Genomic DNA, 19,157 nt, shown 5'->3' on the forward strand with positions numbered 1-19,157 from the left:
CCTGTGGCAATCCCGCGTCAGAACTCGCCCAGCGCGCGCTCCATCGCCCAGATCAGGATCTCCGACGGTTCCCGGGCGGTGAGGCTTTCGCCGCCGGTGTCGACGCCACGAGCCGCGTCGCCGGCGGCCAGTTCGAGGCGGTTGCCCTCGTCATCGGTAACGACCACCGCGCCATGGACGACGAAGAGATGAGTGAAGCGCGCCGACGGCATCGTCAGCGTCTGCTTGCCAGAGGGTCGCGCGGCATACAGCGTGGCCCCGGAATTGGCGATGGATATCGCGGCATGACGATCCGGGTCGCCGGAGGCGACCGTGACGAGTGAACCGGCGGCCAGCTCCGTCGAGATGTCGCACTGCGCGTAGGAGGGTTCGGTTCCGTGACGATCGGGGAGTACCCACATCTGCACGTAGTGGACGGTCTCGGTACCGGAACCGGGCAGGTCGCGCCACGGATCGTTGCGCTCGGAATGGTCGATACCGCTGCCGGCGCTCATGCGTTGTGCCAGTCCCGGGTAGACGACTCCGGCGTGTCCGGACGAATCGCGGTGGACGAGAGTCCCCGAACTCACCCATGTGACGATCTCGGATTCCTGGTGATGATGTGATTCGAATCCACAGTTCGGTGGAAGAAATTCCTCATTCGATGCAATTAATGCACCATGATGGGTGTTGGCTGGATCGTAGTGATCGCCGAAGGAGAAGCAATGGTAGGAGGTGAGCCAGGCCGTCGTCGTCAGGCTCCTGTCTCCGGCCCGGGTAACCGAAAAGCCCATGACCCATTATGGCCATCGGCGGACGGTGAGGTTTCGGGCCGGTCTTCTGCTGTGCAAAATCCCAGTTCAGGGCGGCATCGTGCACGTGACGACGAGGCCGAACGGCCGCCACCGGCGCCATCTTCGTCGCCGACGCCACGTGCCGCCGGCAACACCCCGCCGACCCTACCGCCGCGCCCCCGCGGTCTCGGACGGCGCGCCGACCCCGCCCGACGCGAGACGCCGAGAACGCAGATGGGTCCCCGCGGCGACCTTCCAGGATCCCCGGTCCGAGGACGCCCGCAGCCGCCCGACGCGACGTTCCCGCCGCCGCGCCGACAACCCCCACGACGAGAAGCGCCACACCGAGAAGCGCCACACCGAGAAGCGCCGCGTCCACAACCAGGACCCGCCGAGGTCGATCGAGCTCCGCTGAGTCGAGAGCAGCGGAACCGAGGCCAGGCGAACCGGGGTGGGCAAGCGCCGCAACCCCGCACGGGGTCGATCCCACCGTGGGTCCCTTCGCGCACCGGCGAGGCCGACGCGATCCCGGCCACCCCGCAGGGACCACGCGTGGTGAGAACGCGTGTCCGCGCCGGTGACGTCCAGCGACCGACCGTCCGACCCGCAGTGCGGCCGGGTCGACGCCCGGTGGGTTCGGACGAACCCGCGGTCACCGGGCCAGGACCTGCCGCCGCCGACGACGCCGAGACCACCGCATCGGGCACGACCGAGGTCGCCGCGTCGGGCAAGCCCACACTTGGCGCGTCCGGCAAAGCCGGGGCCGCCGCAGCGGCCAAGTCCGCCACCCCGGGCAAGTCCAAGTCCGGCGCCTCGGGCAAGTCCAAGTCCGGCGCCTCGGGCAAGCCCACGCACGCGGCCGCGTCGCAACCGGCAGACGCCGACAACCCGGAGCCCGCCGCCGATTCGGGTGTCACCGACCCCGACACCGACGTCACAGCCGACGATTCGTCGGCGCGAGATGAGATCGTGACCGGTCTGAATCCCGACCGCAAGCGTTCGGGATCGAAATCGCGTGTGACTAGAGTGAAAATTGTGACTATGGGTTCTCGGGTGAAATGGGCGGCACTCGCCGCGTGCGTGGTGGTGGCGTGTGCCGCCGCGTTCGGGATCAAACAGTTGGTGTCCAACCATCCCGATACCGGTTCGACGGCCGCGATGAATGCGTTCGCGGCAGCGTGGAGCAAGCAGGACGCCGCGACCGCGGCGTCCTACACCACCGCACCGGGACAGGCGAGTGAGGCGTTGACCCAGACCTTCCAGGGGATGAACGCCCGGCAGGTCGACGTGGTCGTCGAGAAGCCCGTCGAGTACAGCGACGGCACCGCGTCGTTCTCCCTGCGCACCACCTGGACCTTCGACAAGGACCACACCTTCACCTCGACCAGCAACGCCGGCGCCCGGAACCTGTCGACCGGCTGGAAGATCACCTGGGAGCCGGCGGTGATCGCCCCCGGCCTGCCCATCGGCGGGTCGATTCGGGAGGTCCGTACCGAGGCGACTCCGGCTCCCACGGTCAACAGCCGCTCGGGCAAGACATTGCTCTACCTGCAGCCGGTCAACGAGATCATTCTCGATCCCACCCAGACACGAAATGTCGCGGCCTCCGCGCGGCAGTTGGCGGTCACCCTCCAACCGATCGCGCCGCTGGTCACCGCGGATGTGATCAACCAGAAGCTGGCCGAGACGCCGGGCAAGGCCATCACCGCCGTCACCCTGCGTGACTCGGATATGGGTGTGATGACCCGGAACCCGTCGTCGGTGCCCGGCGTGACCGTCCGCAAGGCGGGCATGCTCGTGATGGCCGACCGTCGTCTCAACTCTCCGCTGGAGGCCGGCCTCACCAACTACTGGCAGGCGATCCGGGACGCCACCGCCGGATGGCAGGTCCAGATGGTCGGGCCGGGGATGGCGCCGCGACGCCTCGACGGCGAGCAGGGGCCGCCCGGCGCGGACGTCGAGACCACCGTCGATCAGGGGGTGCAGCTGTCACTGGGCGACGCCGCGGTCGAGGTGGGACAGCCTGCCACCATCATGGCGCTCGATGCGACCACCGGTGGCATCCTCGGCGTGGCGCAAAACTCCTACGCAGCAGACCGGGCGATCACCCTCGACACCGCATACCCGGTCGGTACGACACTCGATCCGGTGCTCACGGCCGTCGACCGTTCGGCCCGCGACGCGCAGGAGACCCCGCAGGCGGTCCTCGACCGGCTCGGCCTCGGTGTGCAGTTCACCGTGCCGGGAGCAAGTACGCCGACCTCCGGGCCGGGTGTCGCGACCATCGACCTGCAGTCCGAGACGTCCAAGATGTCGATGACCAACATGGCGGCGCTCGGCGTGGCGATGGCGCGTAGTTCCACCGGAACGCGGAGTTCGGTCGCACCGTTCGTCATCAAGGGTGTTCCGACGAAGGTCGTCGGTGGCGCGCTCGGTGACCTCGGTGCCGACCTGACGAAGCCGATCTGGCAGGCCATGACCACCACGGCCAAGACCGGCGACGCCAGCGATCTCACCGGGGCGCCCGGCCTGCGCGCTCTGGTCGGAACCAACGGTCCCGAGGGACCCGGATGGTTCGTCGGCGTACAGGGCGGGAAGGTCATCGTGATCTACACCGAGGGCCCGAAATCGGGGACCGCGGCACTTCAGGTGGCGCAGAAGTACTTCCGCATCAAATGACCGCTCCGCACCAGGTGGCCGCCCGGTGTCGGTGACCGGCCGATGTCAGGCGGCGTCGGTGGTGGGGCAGTGTGAATCGCTGCGCCGAAGTGCGTAGGCGGCGACGCCCCGCCAGCCGAGCAGGAACAGTCCCAGGGTCACCGTCGCGACGATGACGAAGCTGAATGCGACACCCTCGTGGAACAGGTAGCGCAGGATCATGCCCACCGTCACCGTGCAGAACCAGATCGCCACACCGGCGGGGAGGACGCGTTCGGGTCGGAAGTCGTGCCCGAACCAATCGCTGGACCGGACATGGGAGTACACGTAGACGATCGACCACCCGACGGCGGCGCCGGCCAGGAACGGCCACAGCGCCTGCATGAGCCCCAGGAACTCGTATCCGTGGTGGTGTGACGCCCGTCCGATCAGCACGAAGACGGTGACGGCAACGGCGTCGGCGGCACCGGTGACCGGCCATCGCAGCGATGACGGCGCCTTGGCATTCCCCCGGGTAGCCATGTCAGAACTCGGCATGGTCCATCACGGTAGCGCTTTTCGGGCGTCAACCCGAATTGGTGCCCTCATCGGTCCCGTCGGGCGGCGGTGTCGTGGGCGTCGATCCGCCCGGTTCGTCGGAGTCCACCTCGGCGAGTGGGGCATCGCTGCGTTCTCCCGGCGGCGTCGGGGATTCCTCGTGGGTCGAAGGGTGTGCGAACTCCTGTTGCACGAGTTCGCGGTCCCGGTCGTACTCGGCCTCGATGGTGTCCTGCTCGCGGATGCCGGACCGGAACTTGGCGAGGATCACCACCCACCCGATCGCCGCGACCAAGACGTAACTCACGATCCGGTACACCAGCACCGCGGTCAGCGCATCCGCTGCGGGAATTCCCGCGGTGGTCAGGGCGGGAACCAGCACGGCGTCCACCACCCCGATTCCGCCGGGCAGCAGGGGAACCGCGGTGCCCACGGCCTTGCCGGCCGCGTAGGCCACCATTACGCCCGAGATCGTGGGATGCACCCCGACCGCCCAGCAGGCGAACAGCAGGCATCCGATGTCGGTGATCCAGTTGAAGAGGCTCCAGGTGAACGCGATCGCGGTGTCGCGCTGGGTCAGCTGCACCGCCCGCAACTGTTCGAGGATCTCGTTCAACCGATCGACGCCCTGGTCGACCGGCCGGTTGCGCAGATGGTTGAACCAGCTCAGGGCCCGTTCCCCGGTCGACCGCAGCGATTCCGGATGGGTTGCCAGGTATTGCAGGACCACCGCCACTGCGATGAACCCGACCACCGAGAAGATCACCGAGAACGGGCTGGTGCGGGCGCCGGCGAGTACGGCGCCACCGAAGCCGAGGACGGCGAGCCCGACACCGGCGAGCAGGCCCGACATCACCACCTGCCAGGACGCGACCACCGGTGTGGCACCCCATTTGCGGGTCTCGCGGTAGGTGAAGGCCGGGGCGAGGACCTGACCGCCCGGCATCGTCTGCGACAACGAGTTGGCGGCCAACACCACCGACAGCGACTTCAACTGCTTCACCCCCACGCCGGCCGAGCGCAGCAGGGCCCGTTGCACCTGCGCGAAGCTGTCCATCGACAACAGGGCGGCCACGGCACAGGCCACCAGCCACACCCAGTCCAGATCGCCGGCCTGACGCCAGGCCTCCTCGAGTTTCGGCCAGATCAGAACGATCTCGACCGCCAGGATGACCAGCACGACCGCCAGCAACAGCCACCGCAGCCACCACCACAGACGGTGACGCGGCTGGGCTCGGGCAGCCGGACGGTCCGATGACATAGACCTCACCCTAACCACCGCTACGCTGGCATCCGTGAATGACAGCGGCCCGGGGGTCGAATCGAGTGATGGTGGGAGTGCGGGTGTGAGCCGCAATCGTGCGGCCCGATCCCTCGCGGAACTGGACCGTTCGGCGGTCCATCCCACGGTGCGGGCGGCCGCCGAGTGGAGTTGGCGACTGCTGCTGATCCTGGCCGCGGTGTACGTCCTCGGACGGATCTTCCAGAAGTTCGACGAGGTGACCGTCCCGCTGAGTCTCGCGGTTCTGTTCACGGCGTTCCTCGTTCCGGCCGTCGATTACCTGGATCGTCGTCGGTGGCCGCGGTCGCTGGCCGTCGTGGCGGTCATGCTGGTCGCGCTAGGTGTGGTCGCCGGCGTGCTGACCTTTGTGGGGCGCGCCTTCGTCAGCGGATTCCCCGAGTTGACCAACGAAGTGGTCTCCACGGTCAAACAGACCCAGGACTGGCTGGTGGAGGGGCCGCTGAAGATCGACCGGTCGCAGGTCAGTCACCTCGGCGACAACATCGTCACCCTGATGCAGCACAATCAGGAGAAGCTGGCCAGCGGGGCACTGGCCACGGCCACGACCGCCACCGAACTCGTGACCGGCCTGCTGCTGATGCTGTTCCTGATCATCTTCTTCCTCTACGGCGGAGGGCAGATCTGGGCGTTCACCACCCGGCTGATTCCCCGGGGTTCCCGCGATCGTGTTGCCGCAGCCGGGATCGCCGGATTCGGCACGCTGGTCGCCTACGTCCGGGCGACGGTGGTCGTGGCGCTGGTCGACGCGGTCTGCATCGGTGTCGGATTGGCGATTCTGCGTGTGCCCCTGGCACTTCCGCTGGCGACGCTCATCTTCCTGTTCTCCTTCATCCCCATCGTCGGTGCCCTGATCAGCGGAACGGTGGCGGTGATGATCGCGCTGGTCACCCAGGGCTGGGTCACCGCGGTGATCGTGCTGGCCATCCTCATCGGCGTGATGCAGTTGGAAGGCCATGTGCTGCAACCGTTCCTGATGGGACGCTCGGTGCGACTGCATCCGGTGGCGGTGGTCCTGGCGATCGCCGCCGGGATCGTCGCGGCCGGCATCGTCGGTGGTCTGTTGGCGGTGCCGCTGATCGCGTTCTGCAACACCGCGATCCGATACCTCGTCGGACACCCCGCGTCGGCGATCCTCGGCGGCACGGACGGTTTCGAGGCGTCACCCGATCCACCGGTCTGGGATCGCCTGCAGCTCGAGACCGCGATCGCCGACGCCGAGCACGTCGCCGAACGGCTCGATGGCTCCGAAGATGCCCCGGCGGACGCGGAATCGCCGAAAGAAGAATCGCCGAAAGAAGAATCGGCGCAAGGAGATGCGGCCGACGAGCAGGGAGTCACCGACGACCCGGATGCCGGTGACTCCCCGTCACGTCAGGACTGATCGCCGCCTCGGCTTCGTCGGATCAGGTCGTGCACGCTGATCCGTTCATCCGAGTTCCGATCGTCGGCGCCGGTGGGGGCGGCGTGCCGATCCGCGGGGGAGTCCGGACCGGTGGTCGCGGTCTCGCCGGTGCTGGTCGATGGTGTCGCCGGAGATGCGGCGGTCTCGGATGCCGGCGGGCGTGGTGCCGGCGGGCGTGATGTACCGACCGGGGTCCGCGGCGGAGGTGTCCGCGAATCATCCTGGGTCAGGCCACGATCCATCGGTGACGGCCCGTCCTGCGCCGCGCGCCGCGGCGGACGCGGCTGCCCGGTGGCCCGGGCGCGGTCCTCGGGACTCAACGATGCCGCTAGCGGCCGCTTGCCGGTGCCGTCGAGATCAGGTCGGCGCGACAGCGGTGACGGTGCAGCTCCCGTGGGTCGCTGCGGCGCGGGCTGGGACGGCGGGGTCGTCTGTGTCGGCGGGGTGGGCCGTCGGCCGGTGCCGCCCGGCTGCTGGGCGGGCGGGGAAACGACGCCGCCCGGTTGCGGGGCGGGTGGGCCGTCGGCCGGGCGCGCCGTGGGTCGCTGCGGCGGCAACGGAGTGCGGTCCTGCGGGGGAGTCGCTGCCGCAGTTGGATTTTCGGTACCCACGCGTCGGCCGCCCGCAGGTCCGCCGCCGCTTGCAGGTTCGCTTCCCGTGGGTTCGCCGCCGAGACGGATGCCGCCGGCACCGAGCTTCCAGCTCCCGGTATCGGGGCCGTCGGTCTTGCGCAGCGAGTACGGCCGCGGTGGCATGGGGCGCTGGTCGGATTCCGGGCGCGCGGTGGGCACGGGGCGCGGACCGGTCGTCGTGGCCCGACGGTTGATCGGCTGCTCTCCCGACGGCGGTGCGGACGGACCGACCCGAACAGGCATCGGTCGGGGTCGCGGCGCGGCCGGTTCACCGGCCCCCGGTCGCGGTTCCGGTGCGGCGGCGTCCCGACGCGATCCGGCGTCCGGCGTCGGCTCGGCGGGCACCGATCGTGCGCCACGTCGACGACGTCGACCCGCCGCGCCGCCGGGCGCCGCGGCCATCACCGAGGTCGGCACCTCCGAGATCAGGGTGCCCGCGCTGATGGCGCGGGGAGCGCCCACACCGTCACGTTTCTCGTCGGGTTCATCGTCCAGGACGGTCTCGCCGAGACCGATCTTGCGCTGCACGATCCGCATCCAGCGCGGCGCCCACCAGCAGTCGTCACCGAGCAGCTTCATCACCGACGGCACCAGCAGCATGCGGATGATGGTGGCGTCGAGGATCAGTGCCGCGATCATGCCGTAGGCGATGTACTTCATCATCACGATGTCCGACAGGCCGAAGGCGCCGGTCACCACCACGAGAATGGCGGCCGCGGCGGTGATGATGCGGCCGGTCAGGGCCGTTCCGGTGCGGATGGCCTCGGTGGTGCTCGCACCCTTCTGTCTGGCCTCGACCATGCGGGACAACAGAAATATCTCGTAGTCGGTGGACAGGCCGAAGACGATGGCGATGATCAACACCAGCACGGCCGCGAACAGCGGTCCCGGCGTGAAGTTGGCCAGGGAGGCGCCGTGGCCGTCGACGAAGATCCACGTCAGGATGCCCAGCGTCGCACCGAGTCCCAGCGCCGACATCAGGGCGGCCTTGATCGGCAGCACCACCGAGCCGAACGCCAGGAACATCAGCAGACCGGTCACCAGCACCAGCAGCAACGCCATCAGCGGTAGCCGCTGCAGCAGTGCGTCGATGGAGTCCTGGGTGAGTGTCGGGGTGCCGGCCACCCACATGCGGATGCCGTCCGGTTTCTGGATGGCCCGCAGGTCCTTGATGGCCTCACCGGCGGTGTCCCGGTCGACCAGACCGGCCGACATCTGGATGATCGCGGGACCACCCGGGCCGTAGTTGCCGGCCAGCGCGCCGTCATTCGCCGATGCACTGAACTGCTTGGTGAAGCCGGGGATCTTGTTGGCCTCGTCGGCGATCTGGGCGATCTTGTTACCTGCCGACGAGTCGTTCTCGTCGTACATGATGACGAGCTTGATCTCCTCGGTCCGCTCGGTCGGGAAGTACCTGTCGAAGTTCTCCTGCGCGATGCGGCTGGGATTGTCCGGCGGCAGATACTGCTCGCTGATGCCACCGAATTTGATGCCACCGAACGGAATGGTCAACACCAGCAGCAACAGGACCGTCGGGACCGCGGTGGCCACCGGGTGTTTCATCACCCAGCCGGACAGGCGGCCCCAGAAACCGTTGATGATCTCGTCGCGGGACTTGGTGCGCCCGGTCAGGTCGCCGACCTTGCGGTCGAGACGTTCGGCGGCCGGCGGCGAGAACGACCGCACGATAGGGAAGAGCGTGTAGGACAGCATCCAGCGCAGCGACAGCGCGTCGACGCGCGGTCCGAGGATGCCGAGCAGCGCCGGGAGGACGGTGATCGACAGGATCGCGGCCAGCGACACCGAGGCGATCGCCCCGTAGGCCACCGACTTGAGGAATCCCTGCGGCATGATCAGCAGGCATGCGATGGCGGCGACGATGATGGTCGCGGAGAAGACCACCGTCTGCCCGGAGGTCATCACGGTTCTTCGCACCGCGGCCTTCGTCGAATAGCCTTCGGCGAGTTCCTCACGGAAACGGCTGACGATGAACAGGCCGTAGTCGATGGCGATGCCCAAGCCGATCAGCGTGACCACCGATTGGGCGAAGATGTTGAGCTCGGTGGCCTGCGCGATCATCTTCATGATGCCCAGGGACCCGGCGATGGTGAGGCCACCGATCAGGACGGGCAGACAGGCCGCGACGACGCCACCGAAGATGAAGAACAACATCAGCGCGACGAGCGGCAGGGCGATGATCTCGGCGCGGTGGATGTCGGCGTCCATGCCGCGGGCCATGGCCCCGGCCACCGGTTGCAGGCCGGCGAGCTGGAAGGTGGTGCCCGGCAGGTCGTAGCGCTCGGCGATGTTGGTCAGGTCGGGTTCGAGCGTCTTGTAGTTCTCCAGCACCGTCGTGTCGTCGTTGCCGGCGACCCCGATGCTGATGAAGGCGTGTTTGCGGTCCTCGGTGAAGGTGCGCGACCGGACGATGTCCTGCGCGGCCTGCCCGGCGGCGTCGGTCGGCTGATAGAAGGGGTCGATGACCTGCTGGTTGTTCAACAGCGCCTGCTGTTGACCCTCCGGGGTGGAGGTGTCGCCGTTGAAGGCGCGCTGCACGATCGTCGGGTGCTTGTCGATGAGGTCGGTGACGAACCGCTCGACCTTCGCCCCGAACTGCGGATCGTCGACGCTGGTGCCCTGTGCCGGGGTGATCAGCACGATGACATCGGATCGGTGATCGCGGCCGAGTGCGGTGTCGGCGACGACCGACCCCTTCGACGACTGTGAGGTCGGATCGAACCAGCCGCTCTGGCTCAGATACTTGCCGAGGTCCATGCCGTACAGGCCCAGACCGGCCATCAGGGCGACCATGACGGCGATGACGGCGAAGCGCATCCGATAGACGAATGTGCCGATGGCTCCGAACACGCCGAGTCCTTTCGTGAAGTCCGGGGAAAGATTGTCGCAGCGCCGCCTGAGTACCTGCTGAGGTACTCGGGCGGCGATACCGCCGTCGTGCCGGTTTCCCCTCCGGCTCGTCGACCGGCCCGGCTCAGCGCAGGAGCGCGCTGAGCGGCCGGAACGGTGCCAGCCAGGCGCCGTCGTCGGGCAGTGAATCCAGACCGATCCGCGGCAACGGTTCACGGAACACCCCGGGGATGTCCTCGAGGTCGACGAACGTCAACCCCTCGGTGGTCAATGCCCAGCTGGCGTGCTCCCGGAAGCCGATGACCGTCACCGGGATGCCCTCGGCCACGATATCGAGCAACGGTTCGCGGAAGGCCTGACCGTCCGCCGACGCCACGATCAGCCCGGCCAGTCCCACAGTGTGCCTGCGCAACTCGATGTGGTCGAGCATGTCTGCGTCGACGTCGCTGTCCTCGGCGATCTTCGGTTTGGCGAAGACGGCGTAGCCGACGTTGCGCAGGGCCTCCACCCAGGGACGCACCACATCGGCGCTACCAGGCACGATGTTGGTGAAGACGGTCGCCTCGGGTTCGACGAGGACCGCCGCGGCACCTCGTGGTGCGGCCTCGCCGTCACCGTCGGCGGATGTGTCGCGTTCCACGTCTGGCTCGCCCACATCCGTGTCGCGGTATGCGCCGTCGGTCTCGCCGGTGGCGGCCGCGGCGGCCGCATCGGAGATCTCCGCCGTCTGCGCGAGCATCCAGCGGCCCAGCGCGTCGAAGCGTGGTCGGTGTGCGGCGGTGGGGCGTCCGCCGAGGATCGCGCCGAGACCCATGTCCATGTTCGGTGCGTCCCAGACCAGCAACACCCGCGGGGCCGAGGTCTGCCCGGAGATGGTGTCGGCGAATCGGGCGCGGGAAGCCGTGGTGGCGTCGTTCATCGCGTCTCCTCGGGGGATGTGCGTGCGGAGTGATCGGCGGCGGATCCGCGCGGAGCCGGCTTGACGTAGACGAACTCGTTGACCGAACGGCCCTCGACCTCGGCGCGGCCCTCGAACTTCGTCGTCGGACGCCGCAACGAGATCGGCACCGGATCGGTCGCCGGCACCACATGCGGCGCGTTTGGATTCTGGGTGGCGAGGATCTCGGCGATCCATCGGGCGTAATCGGCGTGATCGGTCGCGATGTGCAGGACACCGCCGTCGACGAGGCGATCGGCCATCAGTTCGACGGTGCCGCGCTGGATGAACCGGCGCTTGTGGTGACGGGACTTGGGCCACGGGTCGGGGAAGAACACCCGGATGCCGGTGAGGCTCGCCGGTTCGACCAGCTCACGCAGCACGACGACGGCGTCGCCGCGGATCATCCGGACATTGGTGAGCCCGTTGCGGTCGATCAGACCGAGCAGTTGCGCCAGTCCCGGTTTGTAGACCTCGACGGCCAGCACGTCGACGTCGGGCTCCTCGGCGGCCATCGCCGCGGTCGATATCCCGGTGCCGCTGCCGACCTCCAGCACCCGCGGCGCGGTGCGCCCGAACAGCGGGCCGAAGTCCAGCGGGGGTTCCGGCCGGCGTTCGGTGTCGGTGGACAGATCGCGCCCCAGGGTCGGCCACAGGGCGTCCCAGTTGCGCTGCTGATTGGCGGTGAGCGTGCCCCGGCGGAACCGGAAACTGGTCACGCGCGGGTACAGCCGGGAGCGATCAACCTGCTCGCGGGAAGGGTCGAGTGCCTCGCCCGGCGGTGGATCGACGGTGTTGTTCACCGGTCCATCGTCGCTTATCGCCCCGACCAGATCATCCTCGACACCCCTGGCCTGTGAATTCTTCCGTCTCGGACCGGGCGTTCTCGGGTTAGGCTGCGAGCAGCGCAGACCGGCGGGGGAGGTGACATGGTCGACGGTGACGACGCATTTGTGCGCGCGTTGAATGGCGATCCCACGCTCGTCGACGGTCTCGGGCCCCGCGTCCGCGCGGTGTTCGCCGAACTGTGTGCCGACTACCTCCGCCCGTTGACGATCGCGGTCGCCGGTCGTGCCGGGACCGGCCGCGACACCATGGCCCGCGCACTGCGGGAGCGACTGGCCATTTCCGCGCTCGGACCGGGTGAGGATCCGATGGCCGTCGCCGACGCCGATCTGACCGTGTATGTGCTGGTGGCGGGTGTGCGTGACACCGACCGGGCCGCTCTCGGGACTCTGATGCCCGACCGCGGCATCGTCGTGCTCGGCAAGGCCGACACCCACGACGACCCGGATGCCGCCGCGCATCGGGCCGAGCATATGGCCGCGGAGCTCGGGCGGCCGGTGATCGCGGTGTCGCAGCTACTGGCCTGCGCCGATCTGACCGCCGACGAGGTTGCCTTCCTGCGTTCGAGTGCGCTCGCCGGTGAGCAGATGCCGTCGATGTCGGCGAAGTATCTGCGCGGCGCACCGGGCAGTGCCGAACGCGTCATGCGTCGCACTCTGCTGCAGCGACTGGACCGATACGGCATCGAGACCGCGCTGAAGCTTCTCGTTGAGGACGTTCCGGGCGACGCCGCGGCGCTGAACGCCGTGCTGCATCGGCTCAGCGGGATCGACGCGCTGGTGCCGGCCATCGGTGCCCTCGTCGACGGTGTTCGTCGACGACGCGCCCGGCAAGCCAGAGCCGAGGTCGACGATCTCGCCGCCGCGGGCGCCGACCGCGACGTCCTCGAACGTCTCCTCCGTGTACCGCAGGTGAAACTGTGAGCGACCTCTATCTCCGCGTCCGTGCGGCCACCGGATGCGATGTCACCGGTCGTGATGTCGCCGAACGGGATGTCACCGGTCGGGATGTCGCCGAACGGGATGTCACCGGCTGCGAGGGTTCCGGCGGGCGGGCGCGGGTTCGCATGGTGGTCGCCGGGGCACCCGGTGCGGGGGTGGGTGAGCTGATCGGCGCGATCACCGGGGTGGCCCCGGATCTCGAGGTCACCCGCCACCGGCCGGGCGAGTCCCTGCCGGTGGCCGCATGCGATGGCGTCGGCGTGCTGGTGATCGATCCGTCGTCGGCGCCGGAATCGGCCGATGTCGATCTCGTCACCCGGCTGCGCACCGAGATCGGCACGGTGGTGCTGGTCTGCGCCAAGATCGATGCCTTCTGGGAATGGCCGCGGCGGTTGCGGGAACATCGTCGGCACCTCGACCCCGACGAGGAGCTTCCATTGTTCGCGGTCTCCGCGGCCGCTGCGCTCGCCGGTGCGGTCGACGAATCGGGTCTCGACGATCTGGTCTCCTGGATCGTCACGGCCGGTTCGGCACCGTCGGCCGAGCGATGGGAACGGATGCGCACCGGGGCCTGCCTCGGGGCGCTCGACGCGGCACTTCTGGCGGAGATGTCGGCGCCCCCCGCCCCCGGCGACGACGCCGACACGCTCATGCACCGACGCCGACTCCTCGTCGCCTCCCGCGACCGGGGACGCACCGACCGCCTGGCCGCGGTTCGCGCCGGACTCGCCGGAGTGCGCGCGGCGTCGCTGGCCGACGCGCAGACCGGGGCACGGGCCCTGGCGCACGCGGCCACGCAACGGATCGCGCAGGCCGGCCCCCGGCAACTCGATGATCACGCGGCGTGGCTCGACGAGGAGGTCAGGCGACTGAGCGCCCACGTCGGCGCCGTCACCGACGACCGGCTCGACGAGGTCGCGGTGACCGCGCTGCTGGGAATCGACGGGGGTGATCCACGCCGACCCGGCGGGCCGTCGGACCGCGCGCGCCCACCCGCCGGCCCCGGATACGGCCCGTCGCCCGCGGCCGGGCGGCAGCAGCCTCCGAGTGGTCGTCGCGGTGCCGAGGATGCGCTGGTGGTGCTGCTCGGTGCGTCCACCGGCATCGGACTCGGACGGTTGGTGGTGGCGCCGATGGCGTCGGTGCACACGCTGCAGTGGGTGTCGATGCCGCTGACCCTGGTGATCGGGGTCGCGGTGGCGTTCTGGGTGGTCGGGGTGCGCCGCGCCGGTGCCCGCCGGGCCGAGCTGCGCGCCTGGTCGGCGGAGGTGCTGGCCGAGGCCCGCGCCACGATCGAACGAGGTGTGGCGGTGGCCGTCACCGACACCGAATCGTGGCTGACCGGGCAGATCATCCGGCATCACGAGCGTCGGGTGCGGCAGGTGTCCGCCGATGTCGCCGCAATCGATGAGCAACTCCGGGGGATTCGCGCCGAGCGGGCGGGCGCAGACCGGCAGCGCGAGGCGCGCGTCGACGAGCTGCGTCGGCTGCGAGCGTCGGCGGCGGCGCGTATGCAGGAACTGTGGATGGACGGCGCCGCAGCGTCCGACGTCGGAGAGGAGAGACGCGATGGACCCGTTCGTACCGGGTGAGGGCGAGGAATCCGATGGAGGCGCCGAGCAGATCAATCCGCTGTCCGCGGGCGATGTCCTGGGAGATGGTGCGCTCGACGGCGGGGTGGATCCCGTCGCCCACTCCGTCGGGGTGGGCGGATCGATCCCGGGGCTCGACGATCTCGGCGCCCCCGCCGACGATCACCTGTGGATGTACGACGACGGACGCATCTGGGATCTCGGGCCGGCCGACGTCGACACCGACGACGATGGTGTGAAGGACTCGCTGACCCGTGCCGGTCCGGACGGGTTGAGCGTGTACACAGACCGTGACAACGACGGCCGCGTCGACACCGTGACGCGCATCGGCTCGGACGGGAGCTACCAGGCGCACACCCTCGACGACTCCGGGAACTGGGTTCCCACCGACGTCGGTAGGCTGGAATGAAACGACCTCGAGTGTCCCCGACATCTCCGGAATTCGCCAGGGCCTAAAGTCGCTGATTGACCGAATTTCGCAGATCAGGAGCTTTTCCGGACGGCTTGCGGGATAAGTGAACATACGGAAATGTGGCGTAGAACGCATCTGCTCGACCCGGGACCTAGCGGCCGTTCGGTCGTCGTATCCTGGGAATAAGCCGTCGTACCACCCGGCCGCCGACCATGGTGGCCAACTCCGAGGAGGAGCCCATGACCGCAGCAACCATTCCCGGGCTGAACCCGAGTGAAGCGCCCACCAAACATGCGGGACTACTGGCGTGGGTCGCCGAAGTCGCCGAGTTGACCCAGCCCGACCGGGTGGTGTGGTCCGACGGCAGTGACGAGGAGTGGGATCGCCTCAGCAGCCAACTCGTGGAGGCCGGCACCCTGGTCAAGTTGAACGAGGAGAAGAAGCCGAACTCGTTCCTGGCCAAGTCCGACCCGGCCGACGTCGCGCGTGTCGAATCGCGCACGTTCATCTGCTCCGAAGACGAGGCCGACGCCGGCCCCACCAACAACTGGGTGGCGCCCGCCGAGATGCGCGCCACCATGACTGAGTTGTACCGCGGTTCGATGCGCGGCCGGACGATGTTCGTGATCCCGTTCTGCATGGGTCCGCTCGGTTCGGCGTCGCCGAAGCTCGGTGTCGAGCTGACCGACTCCGAGTACGTGGTGCTGTCCATGCGGATCATGGCGCGTGTCGGCTCGCAGGTCCTCGACATCCTCGGAGACGACGGCTTCTTCGTCAAGGCGCTGCACTCGGTGGGCGCACCGCTGGAGCCCGGTCAGGCCGACGTGCCGTGGCCGTGCAACGCCGACAAGTACATCACCCACTTCCCGGAGACCCGCGAGATCTGGTCCTACGGATCGGGCTACGGCGGCAACGCGTTGCTCGGCAAGAAGTGCTACGCGCTGCGGATCGCCTCGGTGATGGCCCGCGACGAGGGCTGGATGGCCGAGCACATGCTGATCCTCAAGCTGACCAGCCCGGAGAACAAGGTCTACTTCGTCGCCGCTGCCTTCCCGAGCGCCTGTGGCAAGACCAACCTCGCGATGATCCAGCCCACCATCCCCGGATGGAAGGCCGAGACCGTCGGCGACGACATCGCCTGGATGCACTTCGGTGAGGACGGCCGGCTTTACGCCATCAACCCGGAGTTCGGATTCTTCGGTGTCGCACCGGGAACCAGCGACGGCTCCAACCCGAACGCGATGAAGACCATCGAGGCCGGAAACACCCTGTACACCAACGTCGCCGAGACCGACGACGGTGACATCTGGTGGGAGGGAATCGGTACCGACGCACCCGCCCACCTCACCGACTGGCTGGGTCAGGACTGGACCCCGGATTCCGATCATCCTGCCGCACACCCGAATTCGCGGTACTGCACCCCGATCTCGCAGTGCCCGTCGCTGGCCGCGGAGTGGGATGACCCGAAGGGCGTGCCGATCTCGGCGATCCTGTTCGGCGGTCGCCGCAAGACCACGGTGCCGCTGGTGACCGAGGCACGTGACTGGCAGAACGGTGTCTTCATGGGCGCCACCGTCGGCTCCGAGCAGACCGCCGCCGCCGAGGGCAAGGTCGGCACCGTGCGCCGCGACCCGATGGCGATGCTGCCGTTCATGGGGTACCACGTCGGTGACTACTTCCAGCACTGGATCGACCTGGGCAAGAACGCGGACGCCTCGAAACTGCCGAAGGTGTTCTACGTCAACTGGTTCCGTCGCGGTGACGACGGCCGCTTCCTGTGGCCCGGATTCGGCGAGAACAGCCGCGTGCTGAAGTGGATCATCGGCCGGATCGAGGGTGAGAACGAGGGTGTGCACACCCCGATCGGCATCGTCGCCAAGCCCGACGAGATCGACGTCACCGGACTGGACGTGCCGGCCGCCGACGTCGAGGCGGCACTGAACTTCGACGAGGACGAGTGGCGTCGCGAGCTGCCGCTTATCGAGGAGCTCTTCGAGTTCGTCGGTGAGAAGCTGCCCACGAGCCTGCAGGACGAACTCGATCAGCTCAAGCAGCGTCTCGCCTGATCACACCGCGTGTCGGCTTGACTCTCATCAAACTCTCAAGAGTAGGTTGAGCTGACTGCCTGACTCTGCGGTATCGTTGCCCCCTATGAGGATTCGCTCGTGGGGGGCAGCGTTCGTTTCGGCAACCGCAATCGCGGTGTCACTGAATGCTGGTGTGGCCGATGCCGCACCCGCGCCGGGATCCTCGGTCACGTCACGGTACGTCGATACCGAGATCGCGCCTGGGATACCGACTTTCGGTGCCATCTCGGGAATGGACCGGATCGGCAACGGTGACTACGCAATGATCTCCACCGACGTAGGACGAGCGGGCCCGGCCCGGTTCTACACCACGCACATCAATTTCTCGGCGGCACTCGGCCAACTCGGGGTTCCGTCACTCACCGGCGGCGGCACCGTGCTGGGGCCGGGTAACCTCCCGCTCCTGCCCGGTGCCGCGCAGTTCGAGGGCATCCGCAAACTCGGTGGCGACTATGTGGTGGTCAGCGGCGGGAACCAGGAATTCGTCCGTCAGATCGGACCGATCGGTACGTTCGTCCGAGACCTGCCGCTGCCGTCGGCGTGGCGGCCCACCAGCAAGGCCGGGGTCAACGGACAGCGTGGCCTCACCGGGGTCGCGGTCGGCCCACGCGGCCAGATCAGCGTCCTCACCGCCGGCGGACTGCGCCAGGATCCCGCGAACGCCGCTCGGCTGTTGACCTTCGGCGCCGGCCGTGCGGTGCCGCAACGGGAATTCGTCTACCGCACCGACGGCGACAAGGTCGCCGCCGACGTGATCGCCGTCAACGACACCGATTTCCTGGTGCTCGAGCGCGGTCGCGGGCGTGTGACACGTATCTACTGGACCACCACTCGTGGCGCCGACGCGGTGACCAACAAGGCGAAGCTGGCCGGCAACGAGAAGGCCATGCCCAAGACGCTGATCTTCTCCACCGATCCCGTACCCGGCCTGGTGACCGGCAACATGTCGGGAATGGCTTGGGGTAACTGGCTTCCCGACGTCCGAGGCCAGAACTACCGGGCGCGGATGCTCTACGTCGTCACCAACAACATGTTCAACGGACCGACGCGTGTGCACGCCATCGAGGTCCGCTTCCCGCGTCGCTGATACCGCCGTCGGCGGAGACAAATGGTGTACCCGGACGTCCAGTTGGGGGAATCCCCTGATGGCCATTGCGGGCGCAACCTGGCACCGTGGTGGCCATGACATCAGCGCACGCAGAATTGACGCAGCCGAGTGGCACCGCGGTGGCCGCCGGGGCGGAGGACCTCACCAAGGTCTACGGGACGGGCGACACCGCGGTGCACGCGTTGCGGGGTGTGACGATCGAGTTCGCCAAGGGTGAGTTCACCGCCATCATGGGCCCCTCGGGTTCCGGCAAGTCGACGCTGATGCACTGCCTCGCCGGACTCGACGAGGCGTCGGGTGGCCGGGCCTACATCGGAGACGTCGCGCTCACCGGACTCTCCGACAAGGAGATGACCAAGCTGCGGCGTGACCGCATCGGATTCGTCTTCCAGTCCTTCAATCTGGTGCCGACCCTGACCGCGGCCGAGAACATCACCCTGCCCCTCGACATCGCCGGCCGCGACGTCGACCGCGAATGGTTCGAGACCGTCGTCGGCCGGCTCGGCATCGGCGATCGGCTCGGGCACCTGCCCACCGAACTGTCCGGCGGGCAGCAGCAGCGCGTCGCCTGTGCGCGTGCGCTCGTCGGGCGACCGGACATCATCTTCGGCGACGAGCCGACGGGCAACCTCGATTCGCGTTCCTCCGGCGAGGTGTTGTCGATCCTGCGTGCCGCCACCGACGAATTCGGCCAGACCGTCGTCATCGTCACCCACGACCCGCGGGCCGCGTCCTACGCCGATCGCGTCGTGTTCCTCGCCGACGGCAACATCGTGCGAGAGCTCACCCGGCCCACCGCCGACGACGTGTTCGAGGTGATGCGGCACCTCGACGACGATCACTTCGTGACGCCGGAGTCGCCGTCCACGACCGACGACGACGACCGGCCCCGATCGATCCTCTCCAAGACTCGCTCTGGGGCGCCGGCGGCCGACGCCGGGGTGGGTCGGCATCAGGCCGCGGATCAGGGCTCGGATTCCGGTGACCCGGATTCCGGTGACTCCGATCCGGACACCGGCCCGGACACCGCCGCGCCGAGCGGCCGGCACGAGGCCCGCTGA

The 19,157-nt window shown here is 68.4% G+C and carries 15 protein-coding genes; 8 read left to right on the top strand and 7 right to left on the bottom strand.

Annotated features, from left to right (window positions below):
* Positions 1–17 precede the first annotated feature (17 nt).
* Positions 18–773 (bottom strand): pirin family protein, encoded by a 756-nt coding sequence (locus tag ACWDPV_RS09285; RefSeq protein ID WP_449742691.1) that lies wholly within the window; start codon positions 771–773, stop codon positions 18–20.
* A 165-nt stretch (positions 774–938) separates the two neighbouring features.
* The gene (locus tag ACWDPV_RS09290; protein ID WP_449742692.1) at positions 939–1,232 is read right to left on the bottom strand and encodes a hypothetical protein; all 294 of its coding nucleotides are present in this window, start codon (positions 1,230–1,232) and stop codon (positions 939–941) included.
* A 582-nt stretch (positions 1,233–1,814) separates the two neighbouring features.
* Here ACWDPV_RS09290 and ACWDPV_RS09295 point away from each other — a divergent pair.
* Positions 1,815–3,452 carry an NTF2-like N-terminal transpeptidase domain-containing protein gene (locus ACWDPV_RS09295; RefSeq protein WP_449742738.1) on the top strand — a complete coding sequence of 546 codons (1,638 nt, stop codon included), beginning with the start codon at positions 1,815–1,817 and terminating at the stop codon, positions 3,450–3,452.
* A gap of 45 nt (positions 3,453–3,497) precedes the next feature.
* On the opposite strand, the gene ACWDPV_RS09300 is transcribed toward ACWDPV_RS09295, so the two are convergent.
* A complete protein-coding gene (locus ACWDPV_RS09300) occupies positions 3,498–3,953 on the bottom strand; it encodes a DUF3054 domain-containing protein (protein WP_449742739.1) in 456 nt (151 codons plus the stop codon).
* A gap of 43 nt (positions 3,954–3,996) precedes the next feature.
* Positions 3,997–5,229 (bottom strand): lysylphosphatidylglycerol synthase transmembrane domain-containing protein, encoded by a 1,233-nt coding sequence (locus tag ACWDPV_RS09305; RefSeq protein WP_449742693.1) that lies wholly within the window; start codon positions 5,227–5,229, stop codon positions 3,997–3,999.
* Between the two features lie 85 nt (positions 5,230–5,314).
* Here ACWDPV_RS09305 and ACWDPV_RS09310 point away from each other — a divergent pair, with 85 nt between their 5' ends.
* Positions 5,315–6,652, top strand: coding sequence for an AI-2E family transporter (locus ACWDPV_RS09310; protein WP_449742694.1), 1,338 nt, complete (start codon positions 5,315–5,317; stop codon positions 6,650–6,652).
* On the opposite strand, the gene ACWDPV_RS09315 is transcribed toward ACWDPV_RS09310, so the two are convergent.
* The 3 genes from ACWDPV_RS09315 to trmB all read right to left on the bottom strand — a co-directional run bounded on the left by ACWDPV_RS09315 (position 6,643) and on the right by trmB (position 11,931).
* Complete coding sequence (locus ACWDPV_RS09315; RefSeq protein ID WP_449742695.1) at positions 6,643–10,173, bottom strand: MMPL family transporter; 3,531 nt, start codon at positions 10,171–10,173, stop codon at positions 6,643–6,645. The genes ACWDPV_RS09310 and ACWDPV_RS09315 overlap by 10 nt on opposite strands.
* Before the next feature lie 124 nt (positions 10,174–10,297).
* Positions 10,298–11,092 (bottom strand): NYN domain-containing protein, encoded by a 795-nt coding sequence (locus ACWDPV_RS09320; RefSeq protein ID WP_449742696.1) that lies wholly within the window; start codon positions 11,090–11,092, stop codon positions 10,298–10,300.
* Positions 11,089–11,931, bottom strand: a complete 843-nt coding sequence (gene trmB, locus ACWDPV_RS09325) for a tRNA (guanosine(46)-N7)-methyltransferase TrmB (protein ID WP_449742740.1) — start codon at positions 11,929–11,931, stop codon at positions 11,089–11,091. Before trmB ends, ACWDPV_RS09320 begins: the two co-directional genes overlap by 4 nt.
* Positions 11,932–12,039: 108 nt before the next feature.
* Between trmB and ACWDPV_RS09330 the strand changes: the two genes are divergently transcribed.
* The 6 genes from ACWDPV_RS09330 to ACWDPV_RS09355 all read left to right on the top strand — a co-directional run bounded on the left by ACWDPV_RS09330 (position 12,040) and on the right by ACWDPV_RS09355 (position 19,157).
* Entirely contained in the window at positions 12,040–12,879 is an 840-nt protein-coding gene (locus ACWDPV_RS09330; protein ID WP_449742697.1) for a hypothetical protein, read from the top strand.
* Entirely contained in the window at positions 12,876–14,489 is a 1,614-nt protein-coding gene (locus tag ACWDPV_RS09335; protein WP_449742698.1) for a hypothetical protein, read from the top strand. The genes ACWDPV_RS09330 and ACWDPV_RS09335 overlap by 4 nt, the downstream gene beginning before the upstream one ends.
* Positions 14,467–14,898 carry a DUF6802 family protein gene (locus ACWDPV_RS09340; RefSeq protein ID WP_449742699.1) on the top strand — a complete coding sequence of 144 codons (432 nt, stop codon included), beginning with the start codon at positions 14,467–14,469 and terminating at the stop codon, positions 14,896–14,898. Before ACWDPV_RS09335 ends, ACWDPV_RS09340 begins: the two co-directional genes overlap by 23 nt.
* Positions 14,899–15,140: 242 nt before the next feature.
* Positions 15,141–16,967, top strand: coding sequence for a phosphoenolpyruvate carboxykinase (GTP) (locus tag ACWDPV_RS09345; protein ID WP_449742700.1), 1,827 nt, complete (start codon positions 15,141–15,143; stop codon positions 16,965–16,967).
* 85 nt (positions 16,968–17,052) lie between these two features.
* Positions 17,053–18,075, top strand: a complete 1,023-nt coding sequence (locus ACWDPV_RS09350) for an esterase-like activity of phytase family protein (RefSeq protein ID WP_449742701.1) — start codon at positions 17,053–17,055, stop codon at positions 18,073–18,075.
* A gap of 95 nt (positions 18,076–18,170) precedes the next feature.
* On the top strand, positions 18,171–19,157 hold the full coding sequence (locus ACWDPV_RS09355) for an ABC transporter ATP-binding protein (protein ID WP_449742702.1): 987 nt from the start codon (positions 18,171–18,173) through the stop codon (positions 19,155–19,157).

The organism is Gordonia sp. NPDC003504, from assembly GCF_053587995.1.

Bases quoted from the DNA above. Each gene is read 5' to 3' on its own strand.
- ACWDPV_RS09345 (WP_449742700.1), top strand. From the start codon at position 15,141: ATGACCGCAGCAACCATTCCCGGGCTGAACCCGAGTGAAGCGCCCACC.
- ACWDPV_RS09350 (WP_449742701.1), top strand. From the start codon at position 17,053: ATGAGGATTCGCTCGTGGGGGGCAGCGTTCGTTTCGGCAACCGCAATC.
- ACWDPV_RS09305 (WP_449742693.1), bottom strand. From the start codon at position 5,229: ATGTCATCGGACCGTCCGGCTGCCCGAGCCCAGCCGCGTCACCGTCTG.
- ACWDPV_RS09295 (WP_449742738.1), top strand. From the start codon at position 1,815: ATGGGTTCTCGGGTGAAATGGGCGGCACTCGCCGCGTGCGTGGTGGTG.
- ACWDPV_RS09285 (WP_449742691.1), bottom strand. From the start codon at position 773: ATGGGCTTTTCGGTTACCCGGGCCGGAGACAGGAGCCTGACGACGACG.
- ACWDPV_RS09300 (WP_449742739.1), bottom strand. From the start codon at position 3,953: ATGGCTACCCGGGGGAATGCCAAGGCGCCGTCATCGCTGCGATGGCCG.
- ACWDPV_RS09355 (WP_449742702.1), top strand. From the start codon at position 18,171: ATGACATCAGCGCACGCAGAATTGACGCAGCCGAGTGGCACCGCGGTG.
- ACWDPV_RS09320 (WP_449742696.1), bottom strand. From the start codon at position 11,092: ATGAACGACGCCACCACGGCTTCCCGCGCCCGATTCGCCGACACCATC.
- ACWDPV_RS09330 (WP_449742697.1), top strand. From the start codon at position 12,040: ATGGTCGACGGTGACGACGCATTTGTGCGCGCGTTGAATGGCGATCCC.
- ACWDPV_RS09340 (WP_449742699.1), top strand. From the start codon at position 14,467: ATGGACCCGTTCGTACCGGGTGAGGGCGAGGAATCCGATGGAGGCGCC.